Genomic DNA, 14,740 nt, shown 5'->3' with positions numbered 1-14,740 from the left:
GGCGACCTGCCCATGAGAGCACTCCAGATCGCGGCCACCGGCATGGCGGCCCAGCAGACGAGGGTCGAGGTGATTTCCCAGAACCTCGCCAACATGTCCACGACCGGCTACAACGCCCGCCGGGCCGAGTTCGCCGACCTCGCCTATCAGCAGGTCACGCGCCCGGGCACCATCTCGGCCGCCGACGGCACCATGGTCCCGGCCGGGGTGCAAATGGGCCTCGGCGTGCGCCCCACGGCGGTGACGATCACGCTCGCCCAGGGCTCGCTCAGCGCCACGGGCGGCGATCTCGACCTCGCCATCGACGGGTTCGGCTATCTCGAGGTGACGCTGCCCTCGGGCGCCTCGGGCTACACCCGTGACGGCGGGCTCAAGCGGTCCGCGGACGGCCAGATCGTGACCTCGGACGGCTACCCCGTCGCCCCCGGCATCACCATCCCGCCCGAGGCGCGCAGCGTCTCGATCAGCGCCACGGGCGAGGTCAACGCCTATTTCGCCGACCAGACCGAGCCGCAGAACCTCGGCCAGATCACCCTCGCAGGCTTCGTGAACGAAAAGGGGCTCGAGGCGACGGGCTCGAACCTCTTCCTCGAGACCCCGGCCTCGGGCGCGCCGATGATCGCCACGCCGGGCGAACAGGGGCTCGGGACGCTGCGGCAGGGCTATCTCGAGGAAAGTGCCGTCGATCCGGTGCGCGAGATCTCGGAACTGATCAAGGCCCAGCGCGGCTACGAGCTGAACTCGAAGGTCATCACCGCCGCCGACCAGATGCTCGGCGCCACCGTGCAGCTGCGCTGATGGGCTGGCTCATCCTTCTGCTCGCGCTGCTGCCGCTGTCGGTCGCGGCGGACGAGATCACCGCGGCGCGCACCCTGCCCGCCGGGACCGTACTGGCCCCCGAGGATCTCTCGGTCGCCGTGACGGCGCGCGTCGGGCTGACCCCGCCCGACGCGATCGGCAAGCAGCTGCGCGTCGCCGTCTACGAGGGCCGGCCGATCACCGCGGGGCAGCTGACCGCGCCCACCCTCGTCGCCCGCAACCAGCTCGTCACGCTCGCCTACGAAAGCGCCGCGCTCAGGATCGAGACCGAGGGCCGCGCGCTCGGTGCGGGCGGCGAAGGGGACGTGATCCGGGTCATGAACATCTCCTCGCGCGCCATGCTGATGGCCCGCGTCAACGCCGACGGCTCTGTCACCGTCGCCCAGCGCTGAAGGACACGCGCGCATGAAATCCCCCCTCATCCTGACCGGCCTCGGCCTCTGCGCGTTGCTCTCGGCCACCGCCTGCGGCCGCGTCGCCGACGTCGGCCGCACGCCGGCCCTGACCGACACCCACGCCACGCCCGAGTTCCAGGCGATGGCCGAGCCGGTGCTGCCGCTGCCGCCCGGGCCGGTCCGCCCCGACAGCGCCGCCTCGCTCTGGGCGGGCCAGCAGATGTCGCTGGTGGGCGACCGTCGCGCCACGGCCCGCGGCGACATCCTGACCGTGGTGATCGAGATCGACGACAAGGCCGAGATTCAGAACAGCTCGGGTCGCTCGCGCGCCGCCGCCGACAGCGTCGGCATCCCGCAGATGATCGGCATCCCGCAGCGCATCAACGAGATCCTGCCCGAGGGCGCGAGCCTGGACACGCTCGCCTCGGCCAAGGGCTCGTCGACCTTCAAGGGCACCGGCAGCATCTCGCGGCGCGACAAGCTGACGCTCAGGGTCGCGGCCACGGTGATCGAGCGCCTGCCGAACGGCGTGCTGCACATCCAGGGCAGCCAGGAGGTGCGGGTGAACTACGAGGTGCGCGAGCTGACGGTCAGCGGCTTCGTCCGCCCCTCGGACATCAGCCGCGAGAACGAGGTCGCCTATGACCGCATCGCCGGCGCCCGCATCAGCTACGGCGGCCACGGCCAGATCAGCGACGTCCAACAGCCGCGCTACGGCCAGCAGCTGGCCGACATCGTGCTGCCGTACTGAGGGGATGCGATGATCCGCAAGCTGTTGCCGATCCTGCTGATCCTCTTCGCATTCCTCGGCGGCGCCGCCGGGGGGGATCTCCTGCACGGCCGAGGCGAAGCGGCCGCCGACCCCGGCGCTGAGGGGGCCGCCGTGGCGGCCGAAGCGCCGGCGGATGGGGCGGGAGGCCACGCGGCGACGGCCGCTGCCGAGGCAGGCGAGCACGCCGCGGCACCTGCGCCGGCGGCGGGCGGGCACGGAGCGACGGCGGCCCCCTCAGGCGGACATGAGGCCGCGGCGGCGCCCGCCACCGCGGGCAGCCACGGCGCCGACGCAGGGGGGCATGGGGGCGCCGGCAGCGGCAGTGGGCCGGCCTGGTTCAAGTTTCCGCAGCAGTTCTTCGTGCCGGTGCTGCATGACGGGCGGCTCGACAGCACCATGGTGCTCTCGCTCTCGGTCGAGATGCCGGGGGGCGCGACCGAAACGGTCTACGCCCACGAGCTGAAGCTGCGCGACGCGCTGCTGCGGCAAATGCTGATCCACGCCAACACCGGCGGGTTCGACGGCAACTTCACGGCCGAGCCGCAGCTGCGCGTCCTGCGCCAGAGCCTGCTCGGTACTGCACAGGGTGTCGTGCCCGAGATCACCGATATTCTCATCGGGGACATTGCCCGGCAGGAGCGGTAGGGGGCGCGGGGTTAGGGGGCGGCGGAAAAGCCGGCCTTCTGGTTCAGCAGAATGTTGCACGCCTCAAGCGCGGGCCGTTTGTAGCCCGTGCCTCAGGCTCAGGCCGTTGGTAACTAACTAGTCCCCTTGGGCGCCGCTCCTACTCGCCCTCCCCTACCCGCCCTGCCGCAACCGCCCGGTTGCGGCGGCGGCGAGGAGGGCGGCGGTTCCGGTGCGGGTCTGGCGGTAGAGGCCGAGACGCAGGAACGTCGCGGCCGCCTGTGGACCGGGCATCGCCAGCGCTGCTGCGAAGCGGTCGAGGACCGAGCGGGCCTCGGGGGTCAGCAGGGTGGCGCTTGCCTGCAGCGCCTTCGCGTTGGCAGCGATCCAGCCGCCATAGGCGCCTCCGCCGAGCCCGCGCAGCCGCGCCAGACGCGCGGCCAGCGTGTCGTTGCGACCCATCACGTTGCCCGGATGCTGGCGGTAGAGGACCGTCTGCGCCGGATCGCGGATCACCGTCCCACCGGCGCCCGAGATGAGCTGGTAGCTCCACCAATCATGCGAGACGACCTTCGCCTCTGCCGCCGCCCGCGCCCCGGCGCGCATGAGCGCCGCGGCGGCCGGGTTCACGAGCATCGTGTTGCCAGGAGTGCAGGCCTGCACCAGCGCGTTCCGGAACGACGGCGGGCGGCGGTAGAGCGGCGCGGGCGCGAGCGGGCGCAGGTTCTCGTCGCAGATCGTGGTGCGGGTGACGTGCAGCAGCGGTGCGCCAGGGGGATGCGCCGCCAGCGCCGCCATGCCGCGCGAGAGGCGGTCGGGCCGCCAGACATCGTCCTGATCGCAGAAGGCGAGCGCCTCGCCGGGGTCGACCGCCTCGATCAGCGACAGGAAGTTCGCCGTTGCCCCCTGCCGCGGCCCTTCGATCAGGCGGATGTCGCGGGTCGGGTGGGCTTCGGCGAACCGCGCGACCACCTCGCGCGTGGCATCCCGCGAGCCGTCGTCCGAGACGACCAGCCGCCAGTCGGCATGGCGCTGCGCCGCGAGGCTCTCGAGCTGCGCGCCGAGGTACCGGGCGCCGTCGTAAGTCGCGAGCAGGATGGCAACGCGCGGAAGGGTGGTGCTCATGTGCCCTCGCATAGCTCGGCCGCGGGTGGGGCGGAAGGGTCTTGGGGTAAGCAGGCAGGGGAGATGGCTGCGAGCCGAAACGCGCAGGTGGGACCGGACAGGGCGTCGGACGCGCGGGGCGGGTTGGGGTGGCGCGGATCGGCCTGAGACAGTGAGCGCGTGCGTCGGCGGTCACCTTCCGCCGTGGCAGGTCATGAAGCGCTTGTCCGAGCCGCACGCGCAGCGACCGTTGCCGGCCGGGTCGGCCAACGGTGCCGGGTCGTGCGCTTTGAAGCCGGGAAGGTCGCCAGTCGGGTCGCTGCCCCTGCCCGCTTCGTCCTCTGAGTTCATCATGACCGACGGTCCCGCAGGCTGCGCCTGAGATGGACGCCTCCTCTAGGCCCGCTCGGCTTCGGCCAGCGGCGGGATGCTAACGAGGGTCTGCTTCACCTCGCCTCGCAGCCGCCAAGGCCGACCCCTGTGCCGTCAGGACGGCCGCGCGGGGCGGGTTTGAACCTTTTGCCTGAACCGCGGGCAGGGTCCGTTGGGCCGCATCGCCCGATGCGGGGGCAGGCGCCGTCGAAGCCCGGCGCGGGGAGGCCGATGTCGGGCCGCCCCTGGCCGCCTCGTCCTCGAGGTTCAGCGTGGCCAACGGTCCCGCAGGCTAAGCCGGAAATGGACGCCCCCTCTCGGCCTGCTCGGCTTCGGCCGGCGTCGGGATGCTGGCGCGGGCCTGCTTCGCCTCGCCTCGCAGCCGCCCAGACGACCTCTCTGCCGTCAGGACGGCCGCGCGTGGTGGATGTGAACCGCGTGTCTGAACCGGAGGGCAGGGTCCGTTGGGCCGCATCGCCCGATGTGGTGAGGCAGTTCCCGTCAAAGCCCGGCGCAAGGGGGCCGAGGGCGGGCCGCCGCTCGCCGCTTCGTCCTCGGGGTGCATCGTGGGCAACGGTCCCGCAGGCTGCGCCGAAGATGGACACCTCCTCTCTGCCCGCTAGCGTAAGTCACCGGCTGGAGGCGGGCGATGGTCTGCGTCACTCCGCGCGGCCCGCCCAAACCCACCCCTCTGCCGCAGCGCAGCCGGCCGGGCAGATGTTGAACTGCTTATCCGAACAGGAGGGGCAGGGAGCTTTGTGGGCCAGGTCGCCCCGTGTGGTGTAACGGCTTTCGTCACGGCCCGGTGCGGGACCAAGGACTTGAGCCGCCCCCGCCCCCCCGTTCTTGGGCTCCTTCACCAACTGATGCGGGCCGACCTTCGCGTCAACCTGGCGCGTCGTCTCGCGCCGATAGGCGTCGGTGAGGCGTCGGATGTGAGCGAGGGTCTGCGCCACCTCGCCGCGCGAGCGGTGAGGCCGACGCCTCGATCAGACCACCCGCCCGTGACAGGACTTGAGCCGCGCGCCCGAGCCGCTGGGTCGAGCGCCGTGGCGGGCCGGATCGGCCGGTGCGGGGCGCGCCCGCGACGGCCCGGCGCGTAAACCGAGGGCGCGCCGCCCCGGCCCCTTCGTCCTCGGAGCGTGTCGCTGCCGATTAAGGGGCGAACTGCGGGGGATCCCGGCGCATCATCCCGGTGAGCGCGTCGGTCGGACGCCGGATGCGGGCAAGCCTCGCCCCGCAGCCCCCACGTCGCACCTCGGCCGAGCAGCAGGCGGCGCGCCGCCTACCCTCTCCGCACCCCGCTCAGACCAGCCGCCCGTGACAATTCTTGAACCGCTCGCCCGAGCCGCAGGGGCACGGGTCGTTGCGGGCCGGGTCGCCCCACGTCGTCGGGTCGTTCTCGTCGAAGCCGGGGACGTGGGCCGACGGCTCGCCGCCCTCAGCCTCTTCGTGCTCGGGGTGCATCGACGCCGACTGCGCGGCCATCTGCGCCTGGTACTGGCGCATCATCTCGGCGCGCTCGGCGTCGGTCAGCGGTCGGATGCGGGCGAGGTTCTGCGTCACCTCGCCGCGCAGCCCGTCCAGAAGCCCCTCGAACAGCTGGAAGCTCTCGGTCTTGTACTCCGACAGCGGGTCGCGCTGGGCATAGCCGCGGAAGCCCACGACCGAGCGCAGATGCTCGAGCGTCACCAGATGCTCGCGCCACTTGCCGTCGATCTGCTGCAGGATCACCTGCTTCTCGATCTGCGCCATCTGCTCGGGGCCAAACTGCTCGGCCTTCTGGGCCATGTAGGCATCGGTCGCCTTGCGGATGCGCTCGGCCACGACGTTGCGGTCCACCCCGTCCTCGGCGGCCCATTCGGCCACCGGCAAGTCCATGTTCAGCCGCTCGATCACCGCGGCCTTGAGCCCGTCGGTGTCCCACTGCTCGGCATAGGCCTTTTCCGGCATGAACTGGTCGATCAGGTCGTCGATCACCTGATGGCGCATGTCCATCGCGATGTCGCCGGCGTCGTCCGATTCCATGATCTCGCGGCGCTGCGAGAAGATCGCCTTGCGCTGGTCGTTCATCACGTCGTCGAACTTCAAGAGCTGCTTGCGGATGTCGAAGTTGCGCCCCTCGACCTTGGCCTGGGCGCGTTCCAGCGACTTGTTCACCCAGGGGTGGACGATCGCCTCGCCCTCTTTCATCCCCAAAGTGGACAGCACCTTGTCCAGCCGTTCCGACCCGAAGATCCGCATCAGGTCGTCTTCCAGCGACAGGAAGAACAGCGACCGTCCGGGGTCGCCCTGGCGGCCCGACCGGCCGCGCAGCTGGTTGTCGATGCGGCGGCTTTCATGCCGCTCGGTGGCCAGGACGAACAGCCCGCCCGCGTTCAGAACGGCCTGCTTGTCGGCCGCATGCTCGGCCTCGATCCGGGCGCGCAACTCGTCGGGGTTGGCCTCGGGGTTCGCGGCCAGCGCCTGCATCACCTTCATCTCGACGTTGCCGCCCAGCTGGATGTCGGTGCCGCGCCCGGCCATGTTGGTGGCGATGGTGACCGCGCCGGGCTTGCCCGCCTCGGCGACGATATATGCCTCCTGCTCGTGCTGGCGGGCGTTCAGGACGTTGTGGGGGATGCCCTCGGCCTTCAGCATCCCGGACAGCATTTCCGATTTCTCGATACTGGTCGTGCCGACCAGCAGCGGCTGGCCGCGGCCATGCGCCTCGCGGATCGCCTCGATGACGGCGGCGTATTTCTCGGCCGCGGTGCGATAGACGCGGTCGTGCTCGTCCTGGCGCTGGATCGGGCGGTTGGTCGGCACCTCGACGACGCCGAGCTTGTAGATTTCCATGAACTCCTCGGCCTCGGTGGCCGCGGTGCCCGTCATGCCCGACAGCTTGGCGTAGAGGCGGAAGTAGTTCTGGAACGTCACGCTGGCGAGCGTCACGTTCTCGGGCTGGATCTCGACGCCCTCCTTGGCCTCGATCGCCTGGTGCAGGCCGTCCGACAGGCGGCGGCCGGCCATCATCCGGCCGGTGAACTCGTCGATCAGCACCACCTCGCCGTCCTTCACGACATAGTTCTGGTCGCGCTTGAACAGCTTGTGCGCCCGCAGCGCCTGGTTGGCGTGGTGGACGATGGTGGTCGATTCGGGGTCATAGAGCGTCTGGTCGGCCGGCAGGATGCCCGCCGCCTGCAGGCGCTTTTCCATGAACTCGTTGCCGTCCTCGGTGAAGGTGGCGTTGCGGGTCTTTTCGTCCAGCTTGTAATGCGCCTCGGTCAGCTCGGGCACGATCACGTCCAGCAGCTTGTAGAGCTCGCTGCGGTCCTGGCTCGGCCCCGAAATGATCAGCGGCGTGCGCGCCTCGTCGATGAGGATCGAGTCGACCTCGTCCACGATGGCGAAGAAATGCCCGCGCTGGGTCATCTCTTCGATCGAGCCCTTCATGTTGTCGCGCAGGTAGTCGAAGCCAAGTTCGTTGTTCGTGGCATAGGTCACGTCGGCCAGGTAGGCGTCGCGCTTTTCCTGGTCTCCCTGGAAGGGATAGACGACCCCGGTGGTCATGCCGAGCTGGGCGAAGACCTTGCCCATCCACTCGGCGTCGCGCTTGGCGAGGTAGTCGTTGACCGTGACGACGTGGACGCCCTTGCCGGCCAGCGCGTTCAGATAGGCCGGGAAGGTGGCGACCAGCGTCTTGCCCTCACCGGTCTTCATCTCGGCGATGTTGCCCTGGTGGAGGAAAATCCCGCCCATCAGCTGGGTGTCGAAGGCCCGCAGGCCGAGCGCCCGGCGCGCGCCCTCGCGGCAGTTGGCGAAGGCCTCGGGCAGAAGCTTGTCGAGGGGCTCGCCGGACTGGGCGCGGCCCTGCAGCTCGCGGGTCTTGCCGATCAGGTCGGCGTCCGACATCTGCTGGAATCGCGGCTCGAGCGCGTTGATCTGGGCGACCAGCGGGCGGACGGATTTCACCTTGCGATCGTTGGGAGTGCCAAAGATCGACTTTGCCAGATTACCGATGCCGAGCATAACGTCCTGTCTGATTGAGCGCAGAGGGCCCGCTGCCCACTTGCCCCGACCGACGGCCTTGCCCTATCAACGGGCCGGAAAATCGGCGGCGGGCGCGCCTATTTCGGTTGCGCCGGATGTAGGCCCGACCTGCCGGACTGTCAACGCTCGCCCCTGCCCGGCCGCGGCCGGCCCCCACCCGAGGAAACCTTCCGTCATGCTGAAATCGACGACTGCGCTGGCTGCCGCGCTGCTGCTGGCCGGGACCGCCCTGGCCGAAACCCCGGCCGCCCCCGCCGCCGAGGCAGCCCCGGCCGCCGATGCCGCCCCGGCCGCAGCCGCGCCGCCCGCCCCGGCCACCTCGCCCGCCCCGGCCGAAGCCGCCGCCCCCACCGTGACGACCGCCGCCCCCGCCACCGGCACCCCGACCGCGACCACCGTCGTCGCCACCGTGAACGGAGAGGCGATCACGCTGGGTCAGATGATCGCGATGAAAGAGGGGATGCAGCACGGCGCGGCCGACGTCCCCGACACCGCGCTCTGGGACATGATGCTGGACCAGATGATCAGCCAGACGGCCGTGGCGCAGGTCGCGGCCCAGTCGCTGACCCCCCGCGACACCGCCATCATCGAGCTGGACCGCCGGGCCTATCTCTCGGGCGCGGCGCTCGAGCGGATCGCCGGGGCCGAGCCGACCGAGGCCGAGCTGCGCGCCGCCTATGACGCGGCCTTCGGCGCCGACAAGACCCCGAAAGAGGAATACAGCGCCTCGCACATCCTCGTGAAGACCGAGGAGGAGGCCAAGGCCATCGCCGATGAGCTCGCCAAGGGGGCCGATTTCGGCAAGCTGGCGGAAGAGAAGTCGACCGACAACAGCGGCGCCAACAAGGGCGACCTCGGCTGGTTCACGCCCGACATGATGGTCAAGCCCTTCGCCGACGCCGTGGTGGCGCTGAAGAAGGGCGAGGTCTCGGCCCCGGTCCAGTCGCAGTTCGGCTGGCACGTCATCAAGCTGAACGACACCCGCACCCAGGCCGCACCCGAGTTCGACGCGATCCGCGACCAGCTCGCCATGCAGGTGCGCCGCCAGAAGGTCGAGGCCGAGATCCAGAAGCAGGTGACCGCCGCCAAGATCGAGAAGGTGCCGGGGCTCGACGCCGGGCTGCTGAACAAGACCGATCTGCTGGACGAGTGACGATGGCCAAGTCGGACAAGACGGCGAAGGCCGGCAAGAAGGCGGACGGCAAGAAAGCCGAAAAGGCCGGGAAGGCGGACAAGGCCGAGAAGGCGGCGCGCAAGGCGGCCGCCGCGGCCCCCACCCCGGCGAAGGCGAAAGAGACGCTCGTCTCGCCGCTCGCCCCTGCCCGCTTCCCCGACCTGCCGGTGATCGAGGGGGTCGAGTTCGCGGCCGCCTCGGCCGGGATCAAGTACCAGGGCCGCACCGACGTGATGCTGGTCCGGCTGGCGCCCGGCACCGCCATCGCCGGGGCGTTCACCCGGTCGTCCACGCGGGCGGCCTGCGTCCTCGACTGCCAGGACAAGCTCAAGGGCGCGCAGAACAGCGCCGGCGGGGCGGCGATCATCGTCAACTCGGGCAACGCCAACGCCTTCACCGGGGCCGAGGGCAAACGCAGCGTGGACCGGGTGACCGGCGCGGTCGCCAAGGCGCTCGGCGTGCCGGCGCGGCGGGTGTTCTCGTCCTCGACCGGCGTGATCGGAGAGCCGCTGCCGGCGCAGCGGATCGTCGACGTGACCGAGGCGCTGGCCGCGAGCCTCAGGCCCGACGGCATTGCCGACGCGGCCCGCGCGATCATGACCACCGACACCTTCCCCAAGGGCGCCTCGGCCGAGATCGCCGGCGACGGCGGGCCGATCCGCATTGCCGGGATCGCCAAGGGCTCGGGGATGATCGCCCCCGACATGGCGACGATGCTGGTCTATCTCTTCACCGACGCGGCCATCGCGCCGCCGCTGTTGCAGCGGATGCTGTCGGGGCAGATGGACGAGACGTTCAACGCCATCACCGTGGACAGCGACACCTCGACCTCGGACGCGCTGATCCTGGCCGCGACCGGGCGTTCGCCGGCGGCGCCGATCGGCGACCTGCGCTCGAAGGTGGCGCGGGAGTTCGTGGCGGCGCTCAGGGGCGTGATGCTCGACCTCGCGCAGCAGGTGGTGCGCGACGGCGAGGGGGCGACGAAGTTCGTCGAGGTGCAGGTGACCGGGGCGGCCTCGGTCGCGGACGCGCACAAGGTGGCGATGGCGATCGCCAACAGCCCGCTGGTCAAGACCGCCATCGCCGGCGAGGACGCCAACTGGGGCCGGGTCGTGGCCGCGGTCGGCAAGTCGGGCGCTGCAGCCGACCGCGACCGCCTGTCGATCCGCTTCGGCGACATGGTGCTGGCCGAGAACGGCTGGCGGGCGCCGACCTATGACGAGGCGGCGGCGAGCGCCTATATGAAGGGCGACAGCCTCGTGATCGGCGTCGATCTGGGGCTGGGGCGCGGGGCGCGAACGGTCTGGACCTGCGACCTGACGCACCGCTACATCGACATCAACGCCGATTACCGATCCTGACGGAACGCGGCGCGGCGACCTAGACGCCGCGCCCGTCGCCGGCGTTCGGCCGGGTATTTGAATCAGAAAGAAGCCGATGAAACTGCTGCTGGTGTCGGCCGTGGCGCTGATCGACCCCGAGGGCCGGGTGCTTCTGGCCCAGCGGCCCGAGGGCAAGTCGCTTGCGGGCCTGTGGGAATTTCCGGGCGGCAAGGTGGACCCCGGCGAAACGCCCGAGGCGGCGCTCATCCGCGAGTTGCACGAAGAGCTGGGGATTGAGACGTGGCACTCGTGCCTCGCCCCCCTCACCTTCGCCAGCCACAGCTATCCCGACTTCCACCTGCTCATGCCGCTCTTCGCCTGTCGGCGCTGGCAGGGCGTGCCGCACCCGCGCGAGGGGCAGCAGCTCGCCTGGGTGCGGGCGGGCGATCTGGCCCGCTACCCGATGCCGCCCGCCGACCTGCCGCTGATTCCCGTTCTGCGCGAGTGGCTGTGACGGCCTCATCGGGTCGCCGTCCCCCCCGGGCAGTCTGCCGAGTTTTTATGCAAAAGAGCGGTTTAGGCGCCGTCGACTGTGACAAATCGGTGTCACCGGCGGACCAAGAGCTCCATCCTGCGCCGCCCGGTTACCTTTCATTAACCCTGCTTGCGTAACGTGGGGTTGTGAAGCGGCCGAGGCCGCAGATTCCTGGGGAGGAATGATCCATGATCCGCACCATCACCGTGGGCAGCTGCATATCCGTGCAGGGGATGTTCGAACGCGATCTCGGCAATGGCCGGATCGCCGTGCGGGTGGGCACCGAGACCTACGTGGGCAAGGCCGTCACCGGCTGAGCTGACGCAGGCACGGGCTGCGGGCGCGATGCCCCGGCCCCTTAAATGCAGGCGGCGCGCCCCCGAACCGGGACGCGCCGCCTTTTTTCTGCCATCGCGGCCGGGGGTCAGAGCTTCCGCTCGACCTCCTCGCGCTCGAAGATCTCGATGACGTCGCCCTTGCGGATGTCGTCGTAGTTCTCGAACGCCATGCCGCATTCCTGGCCCGACTGCACTTCCTTGACCTCGTCCTTGAAGCGCTTGAGCGTCTTGAGCGTGCCTTCGTGGATGACCACGTTGTCGCGCAGCAGGCGCACGCCCGCCGAACGGCGCGCCACGCCCTCGGTGACGAGGCAGCCCGCGACGTTGCCGACGCCGGTGACGCGGAACACCTCGCGGATTTCCGCGTAGCCGATGAAGTTCTCGCGCACCTCGGCCGACAGCAGGCCCGACGCGGCCGCTTTGATGTCATCCACGAGGTCGTAGATGATCGAGTAGTAGCGGATCTCGACACCCTTCTGGCTGGCCGAGTTCCGGGCCGGCGCGTTGGCGCGGACGTTGAAGCCGATCACCGGGGCGCCCGACGCTTCGGCCAGGCCGATGTCGGACTCGGTGATCGCCCCCACGCCCGAGTGCAGCACGCGCACGCGGACCTCGTCATTGCCGACCTTCTCGAGCGCCTGCACGATCGCCTCGGCCGAGCCCTGCACGTCGGCCTTGACCACCACCGGCAGCTCGGCGACCGACTCGTCGGCCTTGGCCTTGGCCATCAGCTCCTGCAGCGTGGTCGCGGCACCCGCGGCGGCGCGCTTGTCCTTGGCGGCCTGGATCCGGTAGTCGGCGATCTCGCGCGCCTGCGCTTCGGTCTCGACCACGTTCAGTACGTCGCCCGCTTCGGGCGTGCCGTTGAGACCCAGCACCTCGACCGGGACCGACGGGCCGGCCTCGGCCACCCGCTCACCCTTGTCGTCGATCAGCGCGCGGACCTTGCCCCACTGCTCGCCGACAACGAAGATGTCGCCCTGCTTCAGCGTACCGTGCTGGACGAGCACCGTGGCCACCGGCCCGCGGCCGACGTCCAGCTTGGCCTCGATCACGGCGCCCTGCGCGGCGCGGCCGGGGTTGGCCTTGAGTTCGAGGATCTCGGCCTGCAGCGCGATCGCCTCGAGCAGTTCGTCGAGCCCCTGCCCGGTGTGGGCCGAAACCTCGACGTCCTGCACCTCGCCCGACATCGCCTCGACGACGACCTCGTGCTGCAAGAGGTCGGTGCGGACCTTCTGCGGGTTGGCGGTCGGCTTGTCGATCTTGTTGATCGCCACGATCATCGGCACTTGCGCGGCCTTGGCGTGGTTGATGGCCTCGACCGTCTGCGGCATCACCGCATCGTCGGCCGCCACCACCAGCACCACGATGTCCGTGACGTTGGCGCCCCGCGCCCGCATCGAGGTGAACGCGGCGTGGCCGGGGGTGTCGAGGAAGGTCAGCACCGCCCCGCTGTCGGTCGTCACCTGATAGGCGCCGATGTGCTGGGTGATCCCGCCGGCCTCGCCCGAGACGACGTTGGCGTGGCGGATCTTGTCCAGCAGCGAGGTCTTGCCGTGGTCCACGTGGCCCATGATCGTGATGATCGGCGGGCGCGAGACCAGATCCTCTTCCTTGTCCTCGACGGTGTCGATGGCCTGTTCCACGTCGGCATCGGTGACGCGGACGGCGCGGTGGCCGAACTCCTCGATCACCAGCTCGGCGGTGTCGGCGTCGAGCGGCTGGTTCGCCGTGACCATCATGCCCATCTTCATGAGCGCCTTGACCACGTCGGCCGAGCGTTCCGCCATGCGGTTCGCCAGTTCGCTGACCAGGATCGTCTCGGGCAGCTGCACGTCGCGGACCTGCTTTTCGGCACGCATCGACTGGCCCATCGCCTTGGCGCGGGCCTTTTCCTGCTTGCGCTTCATCTGCGCGAGGCTGCGCTGGCGACCACCCTCGCCCGAGAGCGCCTGGGTCAGCGACAGCTTGCCCTCGCGGCGGGTGTCGCCACCCTTGCCCTTGTTGCGGTCGCGGTCGGCCTCGGCGCGCTCACGCTCGGTCGGGCGGCGCATCGGCGCCCCCTTGTCGGCGCGGGCGGCAGCAGCCTCGGCGGCGGCGCGGTCGGGGGCGGTGCTGCGCTCGGCAGGCTTCGCGGTGACCTCGGCCTTCTTCTGCGCGCGCAGTTCCGCCTCGCGCAGCTTGCGGGCGTCCTCTTCGGCCTTGGCCTTCAGCGCCTCTTCGCGCTCGCGCTCCTCGCGCTCCTTGGCCTCGATCTCGGCGCGACGGCGCTCGCGCTCTTCCTCGCGGGCCTTCTCGTCGGCCTCACGGGCGGCCTTCTCGTCGGCCTCGCGCGCCTTGGCGGCGGCGAGGGCCTTGAGGCGGCGCTCCATCTCGGCTTCGGAGATCCCGGCCGGACGCTTCGAGGGGTCGGAGGCGACGGCGGCAGGCGAGTTCGGACGCGGCGCCGGTGCCCCGGCCGCCGCGCCGGCGGCGCCGGGCTTGGGCACCACGACGCGCTTGCGCTTGGTCTCGACCACCACGTTGTGCGTGCGCCCGTGGCTGAAGCTCTGCTTCACCTGCCCCGGCCGACCCGCGCCGCCGCCCAGACCCAGGGGTTTCTTTCCGTCTCTATCGCTCATCCGCTTCCGCATCCTTCTGGGCAGTCGAACTGCCGCCTTGCCCGCGCAGACCATTCAGTCTGCTGGCGTCCCTGATTACCTTGTCGGTCAGGCCCCCCGGCGCGAGCGCGCTGTGTATGACATGATCGCGCCCGAAAGCCAAACCGATTTCCGATGCCGTGAGGCATCCGAACCAGCGGCCGCCGGGCGGCGTCCACAACTTGCCCTTGCCACGGTCCGACCCGTCGCTGGCCTGCAAAAGCACCTTGGCCTTGCCGTCGGCCAGCCAGCCCTTGACCTTCTCGAATCCCGCCACCGCGTCGCCGGCCTTGCGGGCCAGCGACACGAGGTCCACGACCCGCCGGGCGAGCCCGGCCTCGATCCCGTCCACGAGGTCGTCGTCCGCCTTCACATGGGCCTTGGCCCCGCGTGAGAAAACCCCCTTGGCGACGGCTTTTTCCAGCACCGCCCGATCGGCGGTGACCCAGAAGCCGCGACCGGGCAGCTTCTCGGACAGGTCCGGCACCACCATGCCGTCCGGCCCGGCGACGAACCGGATCAGCCCCGACTTGGGCTGCACCTCGCCCGTGACGAGGCAGCGCCGTTCCGACGCCGCCTCTCTGTCCTTTGCACGACCCCCGCGCGTCAAGGGC

12 protein-coding genes are annotated in these 14,740 nt (G+C 70.4%); 8 read left to right on the top strand and 4 right to left on the bottom strand.

Annotated features, from left to right (window positions below; all coding sequences use genetic code 11):
* Nucleotides 1-12 precede the first annotated feature (12 nt).
* The 4 genes from flgG to HGN31_RS10375 are packed head-to-tail and all read left to right on the top strand — an operon-like array spanning nt 13 to nt 2,631.
* Nucleotides 13-798 (top strand): flagellar basal-body rod protein FlgG, encoded by a 786-nt coding sequence (gene flgG / locus HGN31_RS10390; protein ID WP_036702630.1) that lies wholly within the window; start codon nt 13-15, stop codon nt 796-798.
* Nucleotides 798-1,211, top strand: coding sequence for a flagellar basal body P-ring formation chaperone FlgA (gene flgA / locus HGN31_RS10385; protein ID WP_036702631.1), 414 nt, complete (start codon nt 798-800; stop codon nt 1,209-1,211). Before flgG ends, flgA begins: the two co-directional genes overlap by 1 nt.
* 13 nt (nt 1,212-1,224) lie before the next feature.
* The gene (gene flgH, locus HGN31_RS10380; RefSeq protein ID WP_168783132.1) at nt 1,225-1,965 is read left to right on the top strand and encodes a flagellar basal body L-ring protein FlgH; all 741 of its coding nucleotides are present in this window, start codon (nt 1,225-1,227) and stop codon (nt 1,963-1,965) included.
* A 9-nt stretch (nt 1,966-1,974) separates the two neighbouring features.
* Nucleotides 1,975-2,631 carry a hypothetical protein gene (locus HGN31_RS10375; protein ID WP_168783131.1) on the top strand — a complete coding sequence of 219 codons (657 nt, stop codon included), beginning with the start codon at nt 1,975-1,977 and terminating at the stop codon, nt 2,629-2,631.
* 153 nt (nt 2,632-2,784) lie between these two features.
* On the opposite strand, the gene HGN31_RS10370 is transcribed toward HGN31_RS10375, so the two are convergent.
* Entirely contained in the window at nt 2,785-3,735 is a 951-nt protein-coding gene (locus tag HGN31_RS10370; RefSeq protein ID WP_168783130.1) for a glycosyltransferase, read from the bottom strand.
* Between the two features lie 1,656 nt (nt 3,736-5,391).
* Nucleotides 5,392-8,097, bottom strand: a complete 2,706-nt coding sequence (secA, locus tag HGN31_RS10365) for a preprotein translocase subunit SecA (RefSeq protein ID WP_168783129.1) — start codon at nt 8,095-8,097, stop codon at nt 5,392-5,394.
* Nucleotides 8,098-8,293: 196 nt separating this feature from the next.
* Here secA and HGN31_RS10360 point away from each other — a divergent pair, with 196 nt between their 5' ends.
* The 4 genes from HGN31_RS10360 to HGN31_RS16670 all read left to right on the top strand — a co-directional run bounded on the left by HGN31_RS10360 (nt 8,294) and on the right by HGN31_RS16670 (nt 11,466).
* On the top strand, nt 8,294-9,271 hold the full coding sequence (locus HGN31_RS10360) for a peptidylprolyl isomerase (protein ID WP_168783128.1): 978 nt from the start codon (nt 8,294-8,296) through the stop codon (nt 9,269-9,271).
* Nucleotides 9,272-9,273: 2 nt separating this feature from the next.
* Nucleotides 9,274-10,653 (top strand): bifunctional glutamate N-acetyltransferase/amino-acid acetyltransferase ArgJ, encoded by a 1,380-nt coding sequence (gene argJ, locus HGN31_RS10355; protein WP_168783127.1) that lies wholly within the window; start codon nt 9,274-9,276, stop codon nt 10,651-10,653.
* 76 nt (nt 10,654-10,729) lie between these two features.
* Entirely contained in the window at nt 10,730-11,128 is a 399-nt protein-coding gene (gene mutT, locus HGN31_RS10350) for an 8-oxo-dGTP diphosphatase MutT (protein WP_168783126.1), read from the top strand.
* Nucleotides 11,129-11,337: 209 nt separating this feature from the next.
* Nucleotides 11,338-11,466: a hypothetical protein gene (locus HGN31_RS16670; protein ID WP_036703932.1), complete on the top strand. Its 129-nt coding sequence runs from the start codon at nt 11,338-11,340 to the stop codon at nt 11,464-11,466.
* Between the two features lie 107 nt (nt 11,467-11,573).
* Here the strand turns inward: HGN31_RS16670 and infB are convergent, their stop codons facing one another.
* Together infB and HGN31_RS10340 are read right to left on the bottom strand one after the other, a co-directional pair.
* Nucleotides 11,574-14,108, bottom strand: coding sequence for a translation initiation factor IF-2 (infB, locus tag HGN31_RS10345; RefSeq protein ID WP_168783125.1), 2,535 nt, complete (start codon nt 14,106-14,108; stop codon nt 11,574-11,576).
* Nucleotides 14,098-14,736, bottom strand: a complete 639-nt coding sequence (locus HGN31_RS10340; protein ID WP_036735324.1) for an RNA-binding protein — start codon at nt 14,734-14,736, stop codon at nt 14,098-14,100. Before HGN31_RS10340 ends, infB begins: the two co-directional genes overlap by 11 nt.
* Nucleotides 14,737-14,740 lie beyond the last annotated feature (4 nt).

This window comes from Paracoccus sanguinis (assembly GCF_012689545.1).
GTDB lineage: Bacteria > Pseudomonadota > Alphaproteobacteria > Rhodobacterales > Rhodobacteraceae > Paracoccus > Paracoccus panacisoli.
The sequence above is the reverse complement of the archived record's forward strand: the minus strand, read 5'-3'. Positions and strand labels throughout refer to the sequence as shown.